Origin of the sequence: Mycoplana sp. MJR14 (genome assembly GCF_029210525.1) — a bacterium.
Classification (GTDB): domain Bacteria; phylum Pseudomonadota; class Alphaproteobacteria; order Rhizobiales; family Rhizobiaceae; genus Mycoplana.
In genome coordinates, this window is record NZ_JARGEO010000005.1 from 385,934 (window position 1) to 405,920 (window position 19,987).

Annotated in this window: 16 protein-coding genes; 8 read left to right on the top strand and 8 right to left on the bottom strand. The window is 66.7% G+C overall.

The genetic code is table 11. From position 1 onward, the window contains the following. The first annotated feature begins 101 nt into the window (after positions 1-101). Positions 102-1,121 (top strand): LacI family DNA-binding transcriptional regulator, encoded by a 1,020-nt coding sequence (locus P0086_RS15100; protein WP_112593580.1) that lies wholly within the window; start codon positions 102-104, stop codon positions 1,119-1,121. A gap of 29 nt (positions 1,122-1,150) precedes the next feature. Here P0086_RS15100 and P0086_RS15105 read toward each other — a convergent pair whose 3' ends face one another. The 7 genes from P0086_RS15105 to P0086_RS15135 form a co-directional block, all read right to left on the bottom strand. Then, positions 1,151-1,402: a GlsB/YeaQ/YmgE family stress response membrane protein gene (locus P0086_RS15105; protein WP_112593579.1), complete on the bottom strand. Its 252-nt coding sequence runs from the start codon at positions 1,400-1,402 to the stop codon at positions 1,151-1,153. Between the two features lie 205 nt (positions 1,403-1,607). Next, on the bottom strand, positions 1,608-2,918 hold the full coding sequence (xylA, locus tag P0086_RS15110) for a xylose isomerase (RefSeq protein ID WP_148655147.1): 1,311 nt from the start codon (positions 2,916-2,918) through the stop codon (positions 1,608-1,610). Between the two features lie 184 nt (positions 2,919-3,102). Next, the gene (xylB, locus tag P0086_RS15115) at positions 3,103-4,557 is read right to left on the bottom strand and encodes a xylulokinase (RefSeq protein ID WP_148149548.1); all 1,455 of its coding nucleotides are present in this window, start codon (positions 4,555-4,557) and stop codon (positions 3,103-3,105) included. A 12-nt stretch (positions 4,558-4,569) separates the two neighbouring features. Continuing rightward, positions 4,570-5,634, bottom strand: a complete 1,065-nt coding sequence (locus tag P0086_RS15120; RefSeq protein WP_275787023.1) for a LacI family DNA-binding transcriptional regulator — start codon at positions 5,632-5,634, stop codon at positions 4,570-4,572. A gap of 100 nt (positions 5,635-5,734) precedes the next feature. Next, the gene (locus tag P0086_RS15125) at positions 5,735-6,871 is read right to left on the bottom strand and encodes a metallophosphoesterase (RefSeq protein ID WP_275786923.1); all 1,137 of its coding nucleotides are present in this window, start codon (positions 6,869-6,871) and stop codon (positions 5,735-5,737) included. A gap of 93 nt (positions 6,872-6,964) precedes the next feature. Further along, positions 6,965-8,497, bottom strand: coding sequence for a DHA2 family efflux MFS transporter permease subunit (locus tag P0086_RS15130; RefSeq protein ID WP_275787025.1), 1,533 nt, complete (start codon positions 8,495-8,497; stop codon positions 6,965-6,967). A 337-nt stretch (positions 8,498-8,834) separates the two neighbouring features. Further along, a complete protein-coding gene (locus P0086_RS15135) occupies positions 8,835-10,055 on the bottom strand; it encodes an HlyD family secretion protein (protein WP_275786926.1) in 1,221 nt (406 codons plus the stop codon). A gap of 150 nt (positions 10,056-10,205) precedes the next feature. On the opposite strand from P0086_RS15135, the gene P0086_RS15140 reads away from it, so the two are divergent. The 5 genes from P0086_RS15140 to lysS all read left to right on the top strand — a co-directional run bounded on the left by P0086_RS15140 (position 10,206) and on the right by lysS (position 17,066). Continuing rightward, a complete protein-coding gene (locus tag P0086_RS15140; protein ID WP_112593572.1) occupies positions 10,206-10,883 on the top strand; it encodes a TetR/AcrR family transcriptional regulator in 678 nt (225 codons plus the stop codon). Positions 10,884-11,069: 186 nt separating this feature from the next. Then, positions 11,070-11,825 (top strand): TerC family protein, encoded by a 756-nt coding sequence (locus P0086_RS15145; RefSeq protein WP_148191368.1) that lies wholly within the window; start codon positions 11,070-11,072, stop codon positions 11,823-11,825. A gap of 292 nt (positions 11,826-12,117) precedes the next feature. Beyond that, complete coding sequence (locus tag P0086_RS15150; protein ID WP_275786929.1) at positions 12,118-13,890, top strand: SLC13 family permease; 1,773 nt, start codon at positions 12,118-12,120, stop codon at positions 13,888-13,890. A gap of 199 nt (positions 13,891-14,089) precedes the next feature. After that, positions 14,090-15,559 (top strand): glutamate--tRNA ligase, encoded by a 1,470-nt coding sequence (gltX, locus tag P0086_RS15155; RefSeq protein ID WP_275786932.1) that lies wholly within the window; start codon positions 14,090-14,092, stop codon positions 15,557-15,559. A 10-nt stretch (positions 15,560-15,569) separates the two neighbouring features. Continuing rightward, a complete protein-coding gene (gene lysS, locus P0086_RS15160) occupies positions 15,570-17,066 on the top strand; it encodes a lysine--tRNA ligase (RefSeq protein WP_275786935.1) in 1,497 nt (498 codons plus the stop codon). Between the two features lie 160 nt (positions 17,067-17,226). Here lysS and P0086_RS15165 read toward each other — a convergent pair whose 3' ends face one another. Next, positions 17,227-17,910, bottom strand: coding sequence for a hypothetical protein (locus P0086_RS15165; RefSeq protein WP_275786938.1), 684 nt, complete (start codon positions 17,908-17,910; stop codon positions 17,227-17,229). A 264-nt stretch (positions 17,911-18,174) separates the two neighbouring features. On the opposite strand from P0086_RS15165, the gene P0086_RS15170 reads away from it, so the two are divergent. Together P0086_RS15170 and P0086_RS15175 are read left to right on the top strand one after the other, a co-directional pair. Further along, on the top strand, positions 18,175-19,071 hold the full coding sequence (locus tag P0086_RS15170; protein WP_275786941.1) for a metal ABC transporter substrate-binding protein: 897 nt from the start codon (positions 18,175-18,177) through the stop codon (positions 19,069-19,071). Further along, positions 19,068-19,955 (top strand): manganese/iron ABC transporter ATP-binding protein, encoded by an 888-nt coding sequence (locus P0086_RS15175; protein WP_275786944.1) that lies wholly within the window; start codon positions 19,068-19,070, stop codon positions 19,953-19,955. Before P0086_RS15170 ends, P0086_RS15175 begins: the two co-directional genes overlap by 4 nt. Positions 19,956-19,987: the final 32 nt, after the last annotated feature.

Here is a 19,987-nt window from a genome sequence, read left to right on the forward strand (position 1 = left end):
ATGTGCATCAGCGGGATTTCCACACCCGCGCCGCTTTCAAGGGTGGCGCATTGATTCTAGGGTGCGAGCCAATTCAACCCGCTAGGACGCGAAGGCCACCCGTGTCGATCCAGACCCCTGCCACGATCGAGGACGTCGCCCGCCTGGCGGAAGTGTCGATCGCGACCGTGAGCCGCGCCATTCACAACCCCGAGAAGGTGGCGAAGACGACCCGCCAGCGGGTCAACCAGGCGATCGCGATCACCGGCTATACGACCAACGCCATGGCGCGGTCGCTGCGCATGGGCCGGTCGAACATGATCCTCGTGCTGGCGCCGGACATTGGCGACCCGAACTTCTCCTCGATCCTGATCGGGCTGGAGAACGAGGCGCGCGCGCACGGCTACGGCGTCCTCATCGGCCATACCCAGAACGATCCCGAGCGCGGGCTGGAATATCTGAAGTTCCTGAGTTCCAACCAGGCGGCGGGCCTGCTGCTGTTCACCGGCCACGCGCCGTTCGGCCACCAGGAGATGACGCAGCGCCTGCCGCCGACGGTCGCCGTCTTCGAGCCGGTGTTCGGCAGCACCGTGCCCTATGTCGGCGTCGACGACACCGCCGGCGCCCGCAAGGCCGCCGAATACCTGCTCTCCTCCGGCCACCGCAGGATCGCCTTCATCGGCGATTCCAAGACGCGGCTCGGGCATGTGCGACGCCGCAAGGGCTATGACCTCGCGCTCGACGCGGCCCGCATTCCCTCCGAGCAGCGCCTGGTCGTCGACGGCGAGGGCACGATCGAGAGCGGCCGGCTCGCCGTCGAGCAGCTCTTCATGCGCGACACGCTGCCGACCGCCTTCATGTGCGTCAACGACGCCACCGCCGTCGGCGTCATCAACGGCCTTGCCGCCCGCGGCTACGACCTGCCCAGGGACTTCTCCGTCATCGGCTTCGACGACGTGCCGCAGGCGACCTACCTGAACCCGGCGCTGACCACGATCCGCCAGCCCCGCTCGGCGATCGGCCGCCAGGCGATGTCGCTCCTGCTGGAAAGCCTGAGCGAGCCGCTGTCGGAAAACCGGGAAGTGCTGATCATGCCCGATCTCGTGGTGCGCGGGTCGGTGACAGCACCGGCGAGGCGCTGACGCGAGAACGCCGGGCCTGCATCACTCCCCTAACGTCTGAAGGCGCGCGCCACGGCAATCAGGATGCAGGCGCCGATGAAGCCAGCGATCAGGTAGCCGAGCCAGCCGGCCAGCGTCACGCCGACGAGCCCGAGGATGAGATTGGCGATGAAGGCGCCGACGATCCCCAGGATGATGTTCATGAGCAAGCCCATCTCGGACTTCATGAACCGTTCGGCGAGCCAGCCGGCGACGCCCCCGATGATGATGGCTGCGATCCAGCCGATGCTTGCGTCTTCCATTGCGCCCTCCTGGCTTGCTCCATCCCGAAGAGAGTAGGGCGCCGGGCGCATCGTTCAACTCTGGGCAGCGCATCTGGGCAGCGTATCTGGGCAGCGTGGATCGACGGGGCCGGAATCGCGGCGACGCTCCCTCAGGCGGCACCGCGGCAGCATGCGGCCGCGGCGCTCTCACGCCGCGGCCGTTCCAGAGCGTTTGTCCGTCGTGTCAGACGTAGCGGTTGACGACGTTCTCCAGATATTCCTGCCGGCCGGACTTCGGCTCCGGATTGACGTTGTCGCGCTCCACCCGTGCGGCGATGTCGCCCAGCGAGGCGCCGCCGGAAAGCATCTTCTTCGCCTCCGCGCCGTTCCAGCCGGCATAGCGGTCGTCCAGCGGCTTCGACAGCGCCTTGTCCTCGATCATCTTCGCCGCCGCCTTCAGGCCGCGGGCGCAGCAGTCCATGCCGCCGATATGGCCGATCAGCAGGTCTTCGGGATCGATCGACTGGCGGCGCAGCTTGGCGTCGAAGTTCGTGCCGCCCGTGGTGAAGCCGCCGCCGGCGAGCACCTGGTAGTAGGCCAGCGCCATTTCGGGAACGTTGTTGGGGAACTGGTCGGTGTCCCAGCCGGACTGGTAGTCGTTGCGGTTCATGTCGATCGAGCCGAAGATGCCGAGCGCGTTGGCGAGCGCCAGCTCGTGCTCGAAGGAATGGCCGGCGAGGATCGCGTGGCCCTGCTCGATATTGACCTTCACCTCGTTCTCCAGGCCGTACGTCTTGAGGAAGCCGTAGACCGTGGCGACGTCGTAGTCGTACTGGTGCTTGGTCGGCTCCTGCGGCTTCGGCTCGATCAGGATCGCGCCCTTGAAGCCGATCTTGTGCTTGTACTCGACGACGAGGTTGACGAAGCGGCCGAGCTGGTCGAGCTCGCGCTTCAGGTCGGTGTTGAGCAGTGTCTCATAGCCCTCGCGCCCGCCCCAGAGCACGTAGTTCTGCCCGCCGAGCCGCTGGGTCGCGTCGATGCAGGTCTTCACGGTCGCAGCGGCGAAGGCGAAGACGTCCGGATCCGGGTTGGTCGCCGCCCCGCCCATGTAGCGGCGGTTGGAGAAGAGGTTCGCCGTGCCCCAGAGGAGCTTCACGCCGGTCTCGGCCTGCTTCTTCTCGAAGTGGTCGACGATCTCGTTGAGGTTCCTCGTGTTCTCGGCGAAGGTCTTGCCTTCCGGGCGAACGTCGGCATCGTGGAAGCAGTAGAACGGCACGCCGAGCAGCTGGAAGAATTCGAAGGCCACGTCGGCCTTGAGCTTCGCCGCCTTCATCGTGTCCTCGAACCACGGGCGCTGGAAGGTCTGGCCGCCGAACGGGTCGCCGCCCGGCCAGACGAAGGTGTGCCAGTAGGCGACGGCAAAGCGCAGGTGATCCTCCATGCGCTTGCCGAGGACGACCTCGTCCTTGTCGTAATGGCGGAAGGCCAGCGGATTGGTGCTCTCGGGCCCCTCGTATTTGATCTTGGCGATATCGCCGAAAAAGCCTGTGCTCATGGGGTGTCTCCTCAGTTTCTCAATTCGACTTCGTTCATAGTTTCTGGCCTGATTTCTGGCCCGGCCCTCACCTCGACCCTCTCCCCGCAAGCGGGGCGAGCGGACGGAGGCGCCGCGGCAATCGTCCTTCTCCCCGCCTGCGGGGAGAAGGGGCCGCCAGGCGGATGAGGGGCAGACCCCGCTCTCAAATCACCGCATCGCGGATCGCCGGATACAGCCGGCGATAGCGGCCGTAGGCCTCGTCGTAGGCCGTGGCCAGCGCCGTCTCCGGTTCGATGGTCTCTGCCGTCGCCGGCGCCTGGCAGACGCTGACCGGATCGCTGCCGGAAGCCGCGATCAGCCCGAGCCGGGCCGCGCCGAAGGCCGCGCCGAAATCGCCGTCGGCCGGCACGTCGACCGGCAGCGACAGCGCAGTCGCGATCGATTTCAGCCAGTAGCGCGAGCGCGAGCCCCCGCCGATCGCGGTGACCCGGGTGAGCGTGGTGCCGGCGAGGCGCAGCGCCTCCAGGCTGTCGCGGATCGCAAACGATACGCCCTCCAGCACCGCCTGCGTCAGCGCCACCCGGTCGCTCTCATGGCCGAGGCCGGCAAAGGCGCCGCGGATCGAGGCGTCGTTGTGCGGCGTGCGCTCGCCGGAAAGATAGGGCAGGAAGGTGACGCCGGAGGGCGCCTTCAGCGTCGCGCCGAGCTCGGCGGTGAGATCGGCGGCCGAGGCGCCGGTGATGCGCGAATGCCAGTTCAGCGCGTCCGTCGCCGACAGGATCACGCCCATCTGGTGCCAGGTATTGGGAAGTGCGTGGCAGAAGGCGTGCACGGCGCTCGCCGGGTTCGGCAGGTAGCTGCCGTTGGCGGCGAAGAGAACGCCCGAGGTGCCGAGCGAGACGAAGGCCGCACCGTCGCTGACCGTCCCCATGCCGCAGGCCGAGGCCGCGTTGTCCCCTGCCCCGCCGGCGACCACGACGCCGGAGCCGAGCCCCCAGCGGGCGGCGAGCTCCGGGCGCAGCGTGCCGGCACTGTCGGTGCCCTCGACGAGGTTCGGCATCTGCCGCTCCTCGAGTTCGGTGGCGGCGAGCAGCTCCGGCGACCACCGGCGCGCGCCGGTGTCCAGCCAGGAGGTTCCGGCGGAATCGGACATTTCCGACATGTGCTCACCGGTCAGCCACAGACGGAGATAGTCCTTCGGCAGCAGCACCCAGCGCACCTGCGAAAAGATGTCCGGCTCGTTGTTCTTCACCCAGGCGAGCTTCGGCGCGGTGAAGCCGGGGAAGACGATGTTGCCGGTGATCGCGCGGAAGCGCGGATCGGCATCCAGCGCGGCCGCCTCCGCATGGCTGCGGGTGTCGTTCCAGAGGATGCAGGGGCGCAGCACCCGGTCCTGCCGGTCGAGCAGCGTCGCCCCGTGCATCTGGCCGGACAGGCCGATGCCGCGCACCTTCGAAAGCGCCGCCGGATGGGCCGCCTTCAGCGCGTCGAGCGCTTCCTCGGTGGCCCGCACCCAATCGGCCGGCGCCTGTTCCGACCAGCCGGGGTGTGGCCGCGACACGGTCAGCGCACCGCTCGCCGAGCCGACGATCTGCTGGCCGTCGTCGATCAGCATCGCCTTCACGCCCGACGTGCCGAGGTCGATTCCGAGATACATGGGCTGGTCCTCCTATGCTTCTGCCGTCCGCGCCGACCCGGTATCGTCGAGCGGCGGCGGCAGGTTTTCCTTGATGAAGATGTCGATGCGGATGCGCTCCTGCTCCGCAATCACCGGCAGGCCGTCGGCCTTGGCGCGCAGGACGCGAACGGCGCTGCGCACCTCGTGGCCGGCATCCTGGTTCAGCACCGCGTCGACGAGGCCGCTTTCGAGGCCGGCGCGCGTCGGCTCGGTCAATTCATGGGCGATGACGCAGACGTCGCTCCGCCCGGTAGCCTCGAGGGCGGCGATCAGACCGGCATTGCCCGCGCCCAGGCTGTAGATTCCGGCAAGCTCCGGATGGACGGCCAGGCATTCGCCGACGAGCGCCCGCGCCCGCTCCGGATCGTCCTGCCCCTCCAGGACATCCAGCACCCGGCGTGCCCCGCCCGCGTCGGCCATCACCGCGCAGAAGCCCTCCAGGCGCTCGCGGTGGTCGCGCACCAGCATGGAGCCGGCGAGGACGGCGACCGGCCCCGGCCTGGCTCCGAGGAACCGCGCCATCAGGCTGCCGGCGGTCCGGCCCGCAGCGACGTTGTCGACGCCGCAGAAATGATCGCGGACGGACACCGCGAGATCGGAGACGAGCGTGACGAAGGCGATGCCGGCCGCCCGCGCCCGGCCGATCGCCGCGGCGACGGCAGGCGCATCGACGGCGACGGCGGCGATGCCGGCCACGCCGTCTGCGATCGCCGCATCGATCGCCGTCACCAGCGCGCCGGCACCGAACGGGGGAATATGGACGATGGCGATGCGGGTGCGCTCCAGGGACGAGCGGGTCGCTGCCAGCCGGGCCTCGGCCTCCAGCCCGCGCATGAACGGATTTTCGCCCTCGGGGATGATGAAGACCAGCGGGTAGACCCGCCCCTTGGCGAGGTTCGCGGCGGCGACGTCGCGCACGTAGCCGAGCCGCTCGATCGCTTCCTCCACCCGCGCCCGCGTCACCGCGCGCACGCCCGGGCGGCCGTTCAGGACCCGGTCGACGGTCGCGAGGCTGACGCCCGCCTTGGCAGCGATGTCGTGGACGGTCGGTCGCATCATTTTTCCTCCGCGGCGACCATTAGCGGCTTTTCTGATGTACGTAAATCAGAAATTTCGCCGGGCCGTCCTGAGCGGCCAGAACGGCCCACGGATGAGCCTAGGGGGCGGTCCCGAGCGGCTTACTGAAGGCGTTGGTGAAGACGACGTCGCCGCGATCGCCATAGGCTCTCGCCAGCACGACCTCGAAGGCCTCGTCAGTGACCGTCGCCACCACGAACCCGCCCATATAGGAGGCGATCGGCTTGAACACGTCATGCCCCTCGGCGCGGTAGATCATCGGCGTCGGATGCTCGTGGCCGTGGAAGATGCCGATGACGTTGTAGCCCCTGATCGCGTCCAGCAGCGCCCGCCGGTCGTCGTCCGACCACCAGTGCGCGGCCCCCGCCCCTTGGTCGTCGAACGTGCGCGCGGCCGGATCCCAGCGCTCGAGCGAGAACGGATCCCAGCCATAGTGCTGGAACAGCACCACCGGCCGGCCGTCGCCGGCATAGGTCGCGAGGTCCTGCTTCAGCCAGTCGAGCCCGCTGACGGCCCCCTTGGAATGGTCGCCGCCGAAGCGCTGCAGCTGGACGAGGTGCAGCCCGCCCCAGTCCCAGGAATAGTTGTCCGAGGGCACGTCGTAGTTGGTCACCGGAACAGGCGGCTTGTAGAAGACGGAGTTGCGATGGTTCATTTCGACATAGTCGCGCAGCTCGCGACGGTAGAAGTCGACATGCGGCGGCGCGCCGTCCTGGTCGAGATCGTGATTGCCGAGCCCGGCATAGACCGGGAAATGCAGCTGGTCGAGCCCGGTGCCCTGGCGATAGCGGCTGGCGAACTGCTGCAGCTGCCAGCCCTCGCCGGGAACCTTCACCTGGCCGCCGCCGTCGTCGGTCATGTCGCCGCCGATGACCACCCCGTTCGGCGGGCCGATCGGAGTTCCGGCATGGCGCAGCCCGGTGGCCACCCCGTCGATCGTCCGCGGCCAGTCCTTGCTGGCGATCGCGTTGATCGCCCGCACGTGCCGCACCAGGTTGGCGTCGGTCTTGCCTTCCGCCTCGCAGTTCGGGCTGAGCGCGTCGGCGCTGACGAGGCAGGCATGGATGTCGGCGGCGAAGACGAACGTCGCATTGATCTTCGGCCAGGGATTCTGGGCCCGCACCGCAGGGATGGGCAGCAAGCCCGCCGCCCCGGTGCCGGCAAGGCCTGCGAGAAACATGCGCCGCGAGAGCGACGAAGACCGGGGGAATGCCATGCTGCCACCGCGCTGATGCCGAAAGCCGGCATCCTAGAGCGTGAGCGGGGGCGTCGTACAGCCCCCGCGCGCAGCGGCCGTCAGTCTGTGCCGTCAGTGGCCGCCGCCACCGCCGCCGGCGCGCGCCTGCGGCTTGCGGATCATCGTCACGCAGAGGAGCATGCCGGCGAACAGCACCGTCAGCAGCATGAACACGTCGCTGAAGGCCATGATCATGGCCTGCCGCTCCACCAGGTTGACCATCTGCTTGATGGCGGCCGTCGCCCCGTCGAGCCCGTGCGCGGTGTAGTTGGCCGCCATGTTGTTGATCTGCTCGACGGCCTGGGGGCTGCCCCAGTCGACATGCTCGCGCAGCTGCATGTAGTGCACGTCCTGCCGCGTCGTCAGCACGGTGTTGATGATCGCCAGCCCCACCGCGCCGCCGAGGTTGCGGGTCAGGTTGTAGAGGCCGGATGCGTTGCGGATGCGGGCCGGCGGCAGCGTGCCGAGCGCGACGTTGTTGATCGGCACCATGCACATCATCAGCCCGAAGCCGCGCAGGATCTGCGGAATGAACAGCTCGTAGAAATCCCAGTCGGCGGTCAGTCCGGTCATGATGTAGGTGCCGGCGCCGAAGGAGAAGAAGCCGATCGACATCATCACCCGCGGATCGAGCTTGTTCGACAGGATGCCGGCCACGGGCGCGGTGAAGAACATCGTCAGGCCCGAGACGAACATGGTCTCGCCGATCATCAAGGAATCGTAGCCGCGGATGTGGCCGAGATAGACCGGATAGAGATAGGTCAGCCCGTAGAGGCCGATGCCCATGACGAAGGAGAACATCGAGCCGAAGGAGAAGTTCCGGTCGGAGAAGGCCCGGAGATCCACGACCGGGAACTCGACGTTGAAGGCGCGCCAGAAGAACACCAGTGCTGCGGTGGCCGATGCGACCGCGCCCATGACGATGTGGTCGTCGTTGAACCAGTCGTTGGCGTTGCCCTCCTCCAGCACGTATTCCAGCGCGCCGAGGAAGATGGCCATGGAGGCCAGCCCCCACCAGTCGAACTTCTTCATCAGCGACCACTCGGGCTTGTCGAAGTCGATGAAGTTCCAGGCGACGATGGTGACGATGATGCCGGGCACCAGATTGATGAGGAACAGCCAGTGCCAGGAGAAGGCATGGCTGAGATAGCCGCCGACCGTCGGGCCGATCGTGGGTGCCAGGGTCGCGATCAGGCCGATCATCGGGTTGACGACGCTGCGCTTCGACGGCGGGAAGATAGTGAAGGCGGCCGCGAAGACCGAGGGGATCATGCCGCCGCCGATGAAACCCTGCAGCGCGCGATAGACGATCATCTGCTCGATATTGGTCGCCGTGGCGCAGAGCACGCTGGCGAGCGTGAAGCCGGCCGCCGAGATGGTGAAGAGGTAGCGCGTCGAGACGATGCGGGCGAGCGTGCCCGACAGCGGGATCATGATCACCTCGGCGATCAGATAGGCGGTCTGCACCCAGGCGATCTCGTCGGAGCCGGCGCTGAGCCCGGCCTGGATCTCCGACAGCGAGGCGGAGACGACCTGGATGTCGAGGATGGCCATGAACATGCCGAGCACCATGGCCAGGAAGGCGATCAGGCGCTTCGGATCCATGGTCTCGGTCGCGGGCGCTGCGGGCGCGATGGCCTTGCCCGGAACGGCGGTGGTGGCAGACATGCTCGGCTCCGCTGGCGCCTCCCCCGTCGGATCAGGACTTGAGGGGATGTCGCCGTGGTTGGGTCCAGCTGCCGCCCGGCGCGAACGACAGGGGCGTGCAGCATCGGTTCATGCCGGCCCGCTGGAACGCCCGGCATCGGATTGAATTGGCGGCCCCTCCGGTCCGGCGCCCGAATGCGCTCGGGCCGGGCTCGGGCCCCGGTGTTCAGGCCCCGGTGTTCAGGCCCGGATTCAGACCATGGAATGCTGCGCGCCCTTCATGGGCGCGCAGCACTCACTTTCCCGCAACGGTGCCTGCCTCGGGTGCCGTGCGGGTATCGACATCGACGACCACGCTGAGGCCGGCCCGCAGGCGACCGCTGTCGAGCGCCTCCTGCGGCAGTGCGATGCGGACGGGCACGCGCTGGATGATCTTGGTGAAGTTGCCGGTGGCGTTCTCGGGCGGCAGCAGCGAGAAGACCGAGCCGGAGGCAGGCGCGATCGAGGCCACCGTCCCCGTGATCGGGTCGTCGTCGAAGGCATCGACATAGACGGTGACCTTCGATCCGGGCACGAGGTGGCGGATCTGCGTTTCCTTGAAGTTCGCGTCGATGTAGAGCTCGCGGGTCGGAACCAGCGCCATCAGCCGCTGGCCGGGCGAGACCAGGTCGCCGACCTGGACCGACCGGTTGCCGACGACACCGTCATAGGGCGCCTTCAGCACCGTGAAGCTCAGGTCGCGCGCAGCCTTGTCGCGCTGCAGCTCGAGCGTGCGGATCGTCCCTTCGGTTTCCTTGCGCTGCGCTTCCAGCAGGGCGACGTTGGCGGTTGCCGACACGATGGTCGCCTCCCCGCCGGCGAGGTTTGCGCGGGCCTGGTCGAGCGCGACATTGGCGGTATCGAGATCGGCGGTGGTGCCGACCTCCTTGGACTGCAGCTCGCTCGCACGGGTCTGGTTGATCTGCGCGCCGCGCACGGCCGCCTCGAGCGCCGCCTTCTGCGCCTGGGCCTGGGCCAGCGAAGCGCGCGCCCCGTCGATCTGCGCATCGATGCGGTGCAGTGCCAGCTGCGAGGTCTCAATCTGGGCATTGGCCTGGTCGAGCGCATTGCGGTAGTCGCCGTCGTCGAGCGTCACCAGCACGTCGCCCGCCTTGACCAGCTGGTTGGCGGCAACCTCGACCTTGGCGACATAGCCGGTGACCTTCGGCGAGATCGTGGCGATATCGCCCTCGATATAGGCATCGTCGGTCGAGACCATGAAGCGGCCGGTCGTCCACCAGTCGTAGCCGTACCAGGCGCCGCCTGCGAGCGCGGCCAGCAGCAGGATCGGCAGCAGGCGACGCTTGCCGCCGGATTTCGCGGGCGCGGCGGCAGGCGCCGGCTCGGCGGTCGCCGGCGCGGCTGGCTGCGGCGTAGACGGGGCTTCGGCCGCCGGCTGCGCCTCCGCGGGTTCGGCGACGAAATCGTCGTCGACAGGGCGGACCTTGGCTTTGCTCGTACTCTTTAGGACGGACATCTGCTCACCGGGAATGTCAGGAGGACATGAAATTCATTGAACTGAACCGTTCAGTTCGATTTGACATAATACCAAATCTGATCCATATCAAGAGTAAATCGAACCGCGCGGTTCGAAAAACGGATCTGGCAGGAGGTTTTGCAGGACGCGATGGAGACGGAGTTAACGAAAGGCTCCCGCGAAGACAGCGCGACGCCGCAGGGCGGGCGCCGTGCCGCCGGGGAAGACCCGGTCAAGCGCGAGCAGATCCTCGATGGCGCCAAGCGCGTTTTCATGGAGCAGGGCTTCGACGCGGCCAGCATGAACGACATCACCCGCGCCGCCGGCGTCTCCAAGGGTACGATCTACGTCTATTTCCAGAACAAGGAAGACCTGTTCGCCGAGCTCATCCAGCGCGAGCGTTTCCGCATCACCGAATCCGCCCGCCATGCGCTGAACCCGGACCTCACCGTCGCCGAAGCGCTGCACGATTTCGGCGCGCTGTTCGCCCGCCATATCTCCTCCGAATACACGATCAAGGCCATGCGCATGGTGCTCGCCGTCAACCAGCGCATGCCCACGCTCGCGTGCGGCTTCCTGGCGGCGACGCCGATGAACCCGGTTTCGGTTCTCAAGGACTATCTCGACCGGCAGGTCGCCCGCGGGCGGCTTGCGATCGACGATACCGAGCTTGGCGCCCGCCAGTTCCTCGAACTGGCCACGGTGGGCATTTTCAAGCACCGCCTGTTCGGCACGATGGCCTCCCCGCCGCCCGAGGCAGAGATCGAGCGTATCGTCGCCAGCGGCATCCGGGTCTTCCTCGCCGCCTACGGCACGCCGCAATCCTGAGCCCGCACACCCGGCAGCTTTGCGCCGGGATCACGCATTTTTGATCCGCGCGGCGCGCCGGCGGGGCGGTTTGCCCCCTTCTGCGCGCCCGTTCGCGCTCGCATGTGGCGCCGCCGTCTTGCAACTTCCCCCACTCTCCATACATACCTGCCTCACCAAGTCTGAAACCGGAGAGGAAGATATCGGATGGAAAGCATCCTGGCCCTGATGCAGAGCCCAGAAGCGTGGATCGCTCTTGTAACGCTGATCGTCATGGAGGTGGTTCTCGGCATCGACAACCTGATCTTCATTTCCATCCTCACCAACAAGCTTCCCCCGGACCAGCGCGAATCCGCCCGCCGCGTCGGCATCGGGCTGGCGCTGGTCATGCGCCTTGCCCTGCTCGGCACGATCGCCTGGATCGTCAAACTCACCACGCCGGTCTTCGAACTGTTCGGCCACGGCTTTTCCTGGAAGGACATGATCCTGATCGCGGGCGGCCTCTTCCTCGTCTGGAAGGCCACCAAGGAAATCCACCACAACGTCGACCCCGACGACCACAACGAGGACTTCATCGCTTCGACGGCGAATGCCTCCTTCACCGCCGCCATCGGCCAGATCCTGCTGCTCGACCTCGTCTTCTCGGTGGACAGCATCATCACCGCCGTCGGCATGACGCCGCACCTGCCGATCATGGTGGCGGCCGTCGTCGTCGCCGTCACGGTCATGCTTTTGGCTGCCACGCCGCTCGCGAACTTCATCGAGAAGAACCCGACGATCGTCATGCTGGCGCTGGCCTTCCTGCTGATGATCGGCACGACGCTGATTGCCGAAGGCATGGGCTTCCACGTTCCCAAGGGCTACGTCTATGCCGCCATGGCGTTTTCGGCGCTGGTCGAGGTGCTGAACATGCTCTCGCGCAACGCCCGCCTCAGAAAGAAGGCGAGCCAGCGGCTGCACTGACCGGCCTCGATCAACAAGCCATGAAAAGGGCCGGCGAGCGAAAGCGCGCCGGCCTTGTGTTTTGAGGGAAGCGGGGGCGCTGGCCGGGCGGGTAAGGAGCTCGACTGCCGTTTCGTTGGCCGCAGGAAGAAACCGGAAAAATCCCTGCGTTCTCCATCTCCGTCGCGTCCGGTTGGCACGGCCGCGCCACCCGTGCCAATAATGAAGTGGGAGCGGGATCGTTCCGGAACCTTGGCGGCGCGCGCGAATTTCTGATGCGCCGGTGTGCCCCGCACCGCGGAAGGGTAAGTCGATGTCACTGCCGCAGATCCTGTCCTTCGCCGTCATCATCCTGATGATGGCCGGATTCGTCTGGGATCGCGTCCGCTACGACATCGTCGCCTGCCTGGCCCTGCTCGCCTCGGTCGCGGTCGGCATCGTTCCCTTCGACAAGGCCTTCTCCGGCTTCAGCGACGACATCGTCATCATCGTCGGCAGCGCGCTCGTCGTCAGTGCGGGTGTCGCCCGGTCCGGCATCATCAACCGGGCGGTGCAGAAGTTCTTCCCGAACCTGACCGGGTTCACCCCGCAGATGGCGCTGCTCCTCGTCACCGTCGCGGTGATGTCCGCCTTCATCAAGAACATCGGCGCGCTCGCGATCATGATGCCGATGGCCTTCCAGTTCTCGCGCCGGTCCGGCGTTCCGGTCTCGCGCTACCTGATGCCGATGGCCTTCGCCGCCCTGCTCGGCGGCCTGATGACCCAGATCGGCACCTCGCCGAACATCGTGGTTTCGCGCATGCGCCAGGAGATCACCGGCGAGAGCTTCACCATGTTCGACTTCACCGCCGTCGGCGGCATCCTGACCGTGACCGGCATCCTGTCCCTGCTGCTGCTCCACCGCCTGGTGCCCGAACGCGTCCGGCAGAACCCGTCGCTGGACGAGGCGCTGGAACTGTCCACCTATTCTTCCGACGCGACGGTGACGGAGAAATCGACCGCCCTCGGCAAGACCCTGAACACGATCCTGAAGCCGGGAGAAGGCGACATCGCCGCGACCGCGATCATCCGTGAGGGGCGCCGGATGGCGCCGCTTCCGGACGTGACCGTGCAGAAGGGCGACACGATCCTGCTCGAGGGGACGCCTACCGCACTCGCCCACGTCACAGAGGCGGCAGGGCTCAAGCTCTCCGGCAAGCCGATCCAGCAGACGCCCGCAGCCGGCGAGGAGATCACCGCGGTCGAGGTCGTCGTCACGATCGATTCCCGCCTTGCCGGCCTTTCGGCCCGCAGGCTCGCCCTCTTTCACAGCTACGGCATCAACCTGCTGGCCGTCAGCCGGCAGGGAAAGCGGCTCGCGGAGCGCCTGAGCGAGGTCAATCTCGCACCGGGCGACGTGCTGATGGTCCAGGGCGGCACGAAGACGCTGCCCTCGACGCTGCAGGAACTGGGACTGTTGCCGCTGGCGCAGCGGCAGATCCTGCTCGGTTCGCGCCGGCGCGCCTACGTGCCGCTGATCATCCTGGCCGCGGCCATGATCGCCAGCGCGACCGGCGCCGTCCCCGTTGCCACCGCCTTCTTCGCCGCGGCCGTGGGCATGCTGCTCTTTCGCGTCCTCCCGCTCGGCGATGCCTACCGCGCCGTCGACGGTCCGATCCTGGTGATGCTCGCAGCACTGATCCCCGTCAGCGACACGCTGCGTACCACCGGTGGCAGCGAACTGATCGCCGGCTGGCTCGGCTCGATCGCCTCCGGCATGCCGGCCTACGGTGCGCTGGCGCTGATCCTCGTCAGCGCGATGGCGGTGACGCCGTTCCTCAACAATGCCGCAACCGTGCTGGTGATGGCGCCAATCGCCGTCAGCTTCGCCTCGGCGCTGTCCTATCGGCCAGAGGCCTTCCTGATGGCGGTGGCGATCGGCGCCGGCTGCGATTTCCTCACGCCGATCGGCCATCAGTGCAACACGCTGGTGATGGGACCCGGCGGCTACAGGTTCAGCGACTACCCGCGGCTCGGCCTGCCGCTGTCGCTGCTGATCATCCTCGTCAGCGTCCCCGCGCTGCTCCAGGTCTGGCCCGTCCGCTAGCGCGGATGCGGCGGACCGGACGCGCCGGCCCTTGACGCGCCGGGTCGAATGTGGTCTCACCCCAGCCCAAACGGAAAGCTCCGGATCCGCCACTTTTCCGGCGACCCATCGGGCGTTCCCTCCCTTACAAGCATGAGCCGATCACCCGGTACTTCCTCCGGCGGGCGGCTTCACCGCATTTCGACCGGGCCGAAGAAAAATGAGCACTTCCGACACGAACGCCCCCGTACGCGTCCGCATCGCACCCTCCCCCACCGGCGAGCCGCATGTCGGCACCGCCTATATCGCGCTGTTCAACTATCTCTTCGCGAAGAAGAACAACGGCACCTTCATCCTGCGCATCGAGGATACCGACGCGACCCGCTCGACCCCGGAATTCGAGACGAAGGTGCTGGACGCGCTGAAATGGTGCGGGCTGGAATGGTCGGAAGGCCCCGACATCGGCGGCCCCTACGGCCCCTACCGCCAGTCCGACCGCAAGGACATGTACCAGCCCTACGCGCAGGAACTGCTCGACAAGGGCCATGCCTTCCGCTGCTTCTGCACGCCCGAGCGGCTGGAGCAGATGCGCGAGGCCCAGCGCGCCGCCGGCAAGCCGCCGAAGTATGACGGCCTCTGCCTGCACCTGAGCGCCGAGGAAGTCACCGCCAAGATGGCGGCCGGCGAAAGCTCCGTCATCCGCATGAAGATCCCGGCCGAGGGCTCCTGCGACTTCACCGACGGCGTCTACGGCGACGTCTCGATCCCGTGGGACAGCGTCGACATGCAGGTGCTCATCAAGGGCGACGGCATGCCGACCTATCACATGGCGAACGTCATCGACGACCATCTGATGAAGATCACCCATGTCGCCCGTGGCGAGGAATGGCTGGCCTCGGTACCGAAGCACATCCTGCTCTACCGCTACTTCGGCTGGGACCAGCCGGTCTTCATGCACCTGTCGCTGATGCGCAACGCCGACAAGTCCAAGCTGTCGAAGCGCAAGAACCCGACCTCGATCAGCTATTACTCGGCGCTCGGCTACGTGCCGGAAGCGCTGATGAACTTCCTCGGCCTGTTCTTCATGCAGATCGCCGAAGGCGAGGAACTGATGACGATGGAGGAACTGGCGGCGAAGTTCGACCCGGAGAACCTGTCGAAATCCGGCGCCATCTTCGACATCCAGAAGCTCGACTGGCTGAACGGCCGCTGGCTGCGCGAGAAGTTCTCGGAAGAGGAATTCGCCGCCCGCGTGCTCGCCTGGGCGATGGAGAACGACCGGCTGAAGGAAGGCCTGAAGCTGTCGCAGTCGCGCATCACCAAGCTCGGCGAACTGCCCGAGCTCGCCGGCTTCCTGCTGAAGTCCGACCTCGGGCTGGAGCCGGCCGCCTTCGCCAAGGTGAAGTCGACGCCGGACGAAATCCTGGAGATCCTCAACACCGTCCAACCGGACCTGGAGAAGATCTTCGAGTGGAACGTCGAGAGCATCGAGGCGGAGCTGCGCGCCATCGCCGAGCGCATGGACAAGAAGCTGAAGGTGGTGCTGGCGCCGCTCTTCGTCGCCGTCTCCGGCTCGTCGCGCTCGCTGCCGCTGTTCGACTCGATGGCCATCCTCGGCCGCTCCGTCGTCCGCCAGCGTCTGAAAGTCGCCGCCAAGGTGGTGGCATCCATGACCGGCAGCGGCAAGTAAGGACACAACGATGAACGACAAGAACACAACCGCCGCCCTGTCCTCCGACGCGACCGAAGTGCGCCGCCAGAAGCTCGATCTTCTGCGCCAGCAGGTCGGCGACGTCTATCCGGCCCATTTCCACCGCACGATCACCAATGCGGAACTGGCGGAGAAGTACGAAAACCTCGAGCCCGACACCGAGAGCGGCGACGTCGTCACCGTCGCCGGCCGCGTCTATTCCTCGCGCAATTCCGGCATGTTCATGGACCTCCATGACGCCTCCGGCAAGATCCAGATCTTCTCCCACAAGGACGTCACCGGCGAAGAGGCCCGCGCGCTCTTGCCGATGATCGATCTCGGCGACATCATCGGCGTCACGGGCGTCGTCCGGCGCACCAAGCGCGGCGAACTGACGATCAACGCCCAGCAGATCATCATGCTGACCAAGTCGCTGCTGCCGATGCCGGAGAAGTGGCACGGCGTCGCCGACGTCGAGATCCGCTACCGCAAGCGCCATCTCGACATCATGACCAACGAGGAATCCAAGCTCCGCTTCCAGCAGCGCTCGAAGATCGTCTCCGGCATCCGCCGCTTCATGGAGAACGACGGCTTCATGGAAGTCGAGACGCCGATGCTGCATTCGGTCTATGGCGGCGCCACCGCCGAGCCCTTCAAGACCCATCACAACACGCTGAAGCTCGACATGTACCTGCGCATCGCGCCGGAACTGTTCTTGAAGCGCACGCTGGTATCGGGCCTCACCGACAAGGTGTTCGAGATCAACCGTAACTTCCGCAACGAAGGCGTCTCGACCCGGCACAATCCCGAGTTCACCATGATGGAGTGCTACTGGGCCTATGCCGACTACGAGGACATCATGGACCTCGTCGAGCGCATGTTCGCCGAGCTGGCGATGAAGATCCACGGCTCGACGGAGTTCACCTACGGCGACAAGGAGCTCTCCTTCAAGGGCCCGTTCCGGCGGGTGCCGATGCCGGACGCCGTCAAGGAAGTGACCGGCATCGACTTCCTGAGCCTCAAGACCGACGAGGAGGCCCGCGCTGCCGCGACGGCCGCCGGCTTCGAGGTGGAGAAGGACTGGACCTGGGGCGAGTGCCTGGCCTTCATCTTCGAGGAGAAGGTCGAGCCGACGCTGATCCAGCCGGCGCACGTCACCCACTTCCCCAAGGACATCTCGCCCTTCGCCAAGGAAGTGCCGGGAGAGCCGCGCCTCGTCGAGCGCTTCGAGACCTATTGCAACACCTGGGAACTGGGCAACGCCTTCTCCGAGCTGAACGACCCGGAAGAACAGCGCGCCCGCATGGTCGAGCAGCTGGAGCAGGCCCATGCCCGCGGCGAGAAGGCCAAGCAGCTCGACGACGAGTTCCTCGATGCGATCGACCAGGGCATGCCGCCCGCCGGCGGCCTCGGCGTCGGCGTCGACCGCCTGATCATGCTCCTGACCAACGCCCCGTCGATCCGCGACGTCATCCTCTTCCCGGCCCGTCGCGCGAAGGCTGACTGATCGGCCGCATACGTCGGTCCAGGAAAGCGAAAACCCCGCGCCCTGCGCGGGGTTTTTTCTTGATGCCGGGAGTACGGGCAGCTTCAGGCGTCGATCGTGCCCGCAAGCCCGCCCTTCGGTTGTTTCCCTGGTATGCGGCGCGGAGGTCAGCCTCCAGCGCTCAGTGCGCCGCTGCCGCGTGCTCCTCGGGCTCGGCCTCGCCACCGCCGTGCGCCGCCTCGGCGGCAGGTTCTTCGGCCGCCGCCTCGCCATGGGACGCCGTAGCGTCCTCGCCGGCAGCCGCCGGGTCCAGACAGTCGGTCCGGTCGGCCATCGCGGTCACGATGCCCTTGATCTCGTCCAGCTTCAGCGCCTTGCGCTCACCATAGAATTCGCCGTTCTCGGCGGCGGCGCCTTCGGCGTAACTCGCCTGGAACGGCGCCGTCAGGCCGGCGATCTTGCCCGGCTCGCGCGAAAACAGCACCTCCGCGCCGATCGCCCTGCCGCGCATGTCCGCCCGCGACGCCGGCCCTGCCTCGTCGAGCAGGACCACCTGGTAGAGATCGGCCTTTTCCTGGTTGGAAAGCGCCCCGGCCACCCTGAGCGCGGTCTTGATCCGCATGTCGCCGTCATCGGCCTTGGCGCGGATATAGCGGCGCAGCCATTCCTGGCCGTCCCGGTTCTGCCTGACCGTCAGCACGGTCGTGCAGGCGACCCCTGAAATTCGCTCCTCCGGCGGGCCGAGGATGGCGTCGCGGCCGACGAACACGGCCACCGCCCCGGACGCCCCCGTCAAAACGATCACGCCGGCAAGCAGGATCAGCACCTTCTTCGGCAGCCGCAGTTTTGACGGGAGAAGCTTCAACGGGACGCACCACTCTTTGAAGTGAAAAGACGGCCCCAGGGAGGCGCGGAATTGGAACCACCGTATTTCCCGGGACGTTTCGGAAACCTTAAGGGCCGGCACGGCGGGCCCCCGCAGACCATTTCCCGCTTGCGATGGTTAACAACCGGTCGCCAGCCGGCGCAGATGATCGTTTTTGCGAATGATTTGCAATTGCATTGACAAGCCGCGTTCGCCGCCTATATTTGATTGCAACTCATTCGCAAAAGCGCTTAAGGGATTTTTATGTTCATAGATCTGGCCCGGTCCGCCCTCCTCGCAACAGCTTTGATCCTGGGCGGGGCCCAGTTCGCAGCGGCACAGGAAAAACCCAAGGTCGTCACGACCTTCACCGTCATCGCCGACATGGCGCGCAACGTCGCCGGCGACGCCGCAGTCGTGGAGTCCATCACCAAGCCGGGCGCCGAGATCCACAACTACCAGCCGACCCCGCGCGACATCCTCAAGACGCAGGACGCCTCGCTGGTGCTCTGGAACGGCCTCAACCTGGAGCTCTGGTTCGAGAAGTTTCTCGCCAATCTCAACGACGTGCCGAGCGCAGTCGTCAGCGACGGCGTCGAGCCGATGGGGATTTCCGAGGGGCCCTATACCGGCAAGCCCAATCCGCACGCCTGGATGTCGCCGGACAACGCGCTGATCTACGTCGAGAACATCCGCAAGGCGCTCACCTCGATCGACCCGGACAATGCCGCCGTCTACGAGGCCAATGCCAAGGCCTATGGCGACAAGATCCGGGCGCTCTCGGCCGAGATCAAGGCCGAGCTCGACAGGCTTCCCGAGGACAAGCGCTGGCTCGTCACCAGCGAGGGCGCGTTCAGCTACCTCACCCGCGACTTCGGGCTGAAGGAGCTCTTCCTCTGGCCGATCAACGCCGACCAGCAGGGCACGCCCAAGCAGGTCAAGGCGGTGATCGATGCGGTGCGCGCGCACAACATCCACGTCGTCTTCTCCGAAAGCACGGTTTCCGACAAGCCGGCTCGCCAGGTCGCCGCGGAGACCGGCGCAGCCTATGGCGGCGTGCTCTACGTCGACAGCCTCAGCGAGGCGGACGGCCCGGTGCCGACCTATCTCGATCTCCTTCGCGTGACGTCCGAGACCATCGTGAAGGGCCTGTCGCAATGATGATGGGCGGACGCAGCAAGCCCGTGGACGGCATCGTCGCAGACGACGTCACGGTCACCTACCGGACGGGCGTCACCGCCCTCAAGCACGCCAGCTTCTCCGTGCCCCGCGGCACGATCACGGCACTGGTCGGCGTCAACGGCAGCGGCAAGTCCACGCTCTTCAAGGCGCTCATGGGCTTCGTGCCGCTGGCCGGCGGCGCGGTGACGATCCTCGGCATGTCGGTGCGCGAGGCGCTGAGGAAGAACCTCGTCGCCTACGTCCCCCAGGCCGAGGAGGTCGACTGGACCTTTCCCGTCCTCGTCGAGGACGTGGTGATGATGGGCCGCTACGGCCACATGAACTGGCTGCGCATCCCCACGAAGCGCGACCACGAGATGGTTTCCGAGGCGCTCGCCCGGGTGAACATGAGCGAGTTCCGCAAGCGCCAGATCGGCGAACTCTCCGGCGGCCAGCGCAAGCGCGTCTTCCTCGCCCGCGCGCTCGCCCAGGAGGGCCGGGTGATCCTGCTCGACGAGCCCTTCACCGGCGTCGACGTCACCACCGAGGAGCAGATCATCGCGCTGCTGCGCACCCTGCGCGACGAGGGCCGGGTGATGCTGGTCTCCACTCACAACCTCGGCAGCGTGCCCGACTTCTGCGACCGCACCGTCTTCGTCAAGGGCACCGTCATCGCCTCCGGCCCGACCGCCGAGACCTTCACCGAGGCCAACCTCGAGCGCGCCTTCGGCGGCGTGCTGCGCCACTTCATCCTCGCCGGCCCCGACCTGCACGAGGACGAGGACGCCCGCCAGGTCAAGGTCATCACCGACGACGAGCGGCCCTTCGTCATCTACGGCGAGAGGAAGAATGCTTCCGCCGAACCCGAGAAGGCCGGAAAGTGAACGTTCTCCTCGAACCTTTCGGCTACGACTAC

What these genes read in the sequence shown, in the direction of transcription:
- P0086_RS15105 (WP_112593579.1), bottom strand. Translation starts at nt 1,402, where the DNA reads ATGGAAGACGCAAGCATCGGCTGGATCGCAGCCATCATCATCGGGGGC.
- xylA (WP_148655147.1), bottom strand. Translation starts at nt 2,918, where the DNA reads ATGAGCACAGGCTTTTTCGGCGATATCGCCAAGATCAAATACGAGGGG.
- xylB (WP_148149548.1), bottom strand. Translation starts at nt 4,557, where the DNA reads ATGTATCTCGGAATCGACCTCGGCACGTCGGGCGTGAAGGCGATGCTG.
- P0086_RS15120 (WP_275787023.1), bottom strand. Translation starts at nt 5,634, where the DNA reads ATGCGACCGACCGTCCACGACATCGCTGCCAAGGCGGGCGTCAGCCTC.
- P0086_RS15125 (WP_275786923.1), bottom strand. Translation starts at nt 6,871, where the DNA reads ATGGCATTCCCCCGGTCTTCGTCGCTCTCGCGGCGCATGTTTCTCGCA.
- P0086_RS15130 (WP_275787025.1), bottom strand. Translation starts at nt 8,497, where the DNA reads ATGGATCCGAAGCGCCTGATCGCCTTCCTGGCCATGGTGCTCGGCATG.
- P0086_RS15135 (WP_275786926.1), bottom strand. Translation starts at nt 10,055, where the DNA reads ATGTCCGTCCTAAAGAGTACGAGCAAAGCCAAGGTCCGCCCTGTCGAC.
- P0086_RS15140 (WP_112593572.1), top strand. Translation starts at nt 10,206, where the DNA reads ATGGAGACGGAGTTAACGAAAGGCTCCCGCGAAGACAGCGCGACGCCG.
- P0086_RS15145 (WP_148191368.1), top strand. Translation starts at nt 11,070, where the DNA reads ATGGAAAGCATCCTGGCCCTGATGCAGAGCCCAGAAGCGTGGATCGCT.
- P0086_RS15150 (WP_275786929.1), top strand. Translation starts at nt 12,118, where the DNA reads ATGTCACTGCCGCAGATCCTGTCCTTCGCCGTCATCATCCTGATGATG.
- gltX (WP_275786932.1), top strand. Translation starts at nt 14,090, where the DNA reads ATGAGCACTTCCGACACGAACGCCCCCGTACGCGTCCGCATCGCACCC.
- lysS (WP_275786935.1), top strand. Translation starts at nt 15,570, where the DNA reads ATGAACGACAAGAACACAACCGCCGCCCTGTCCTCCGACGCGACCGAA.
- P0086_RS15170 (WP_275786941.1), top strand. Translation starts at nt 18,175, where the DNA reads ATGTTCATAGATCTGGCCCGGTCCGCCCTCCTCGCAACAGCTTTGATC.
- P0086_RS15175 (WP_275786944.1), top strand. Translation starts at nt 19,068, where the DNA reads ATGATGATGGGCGGACGCAGCAAGCCCGTGGACGGCATCGTCGCAGAC.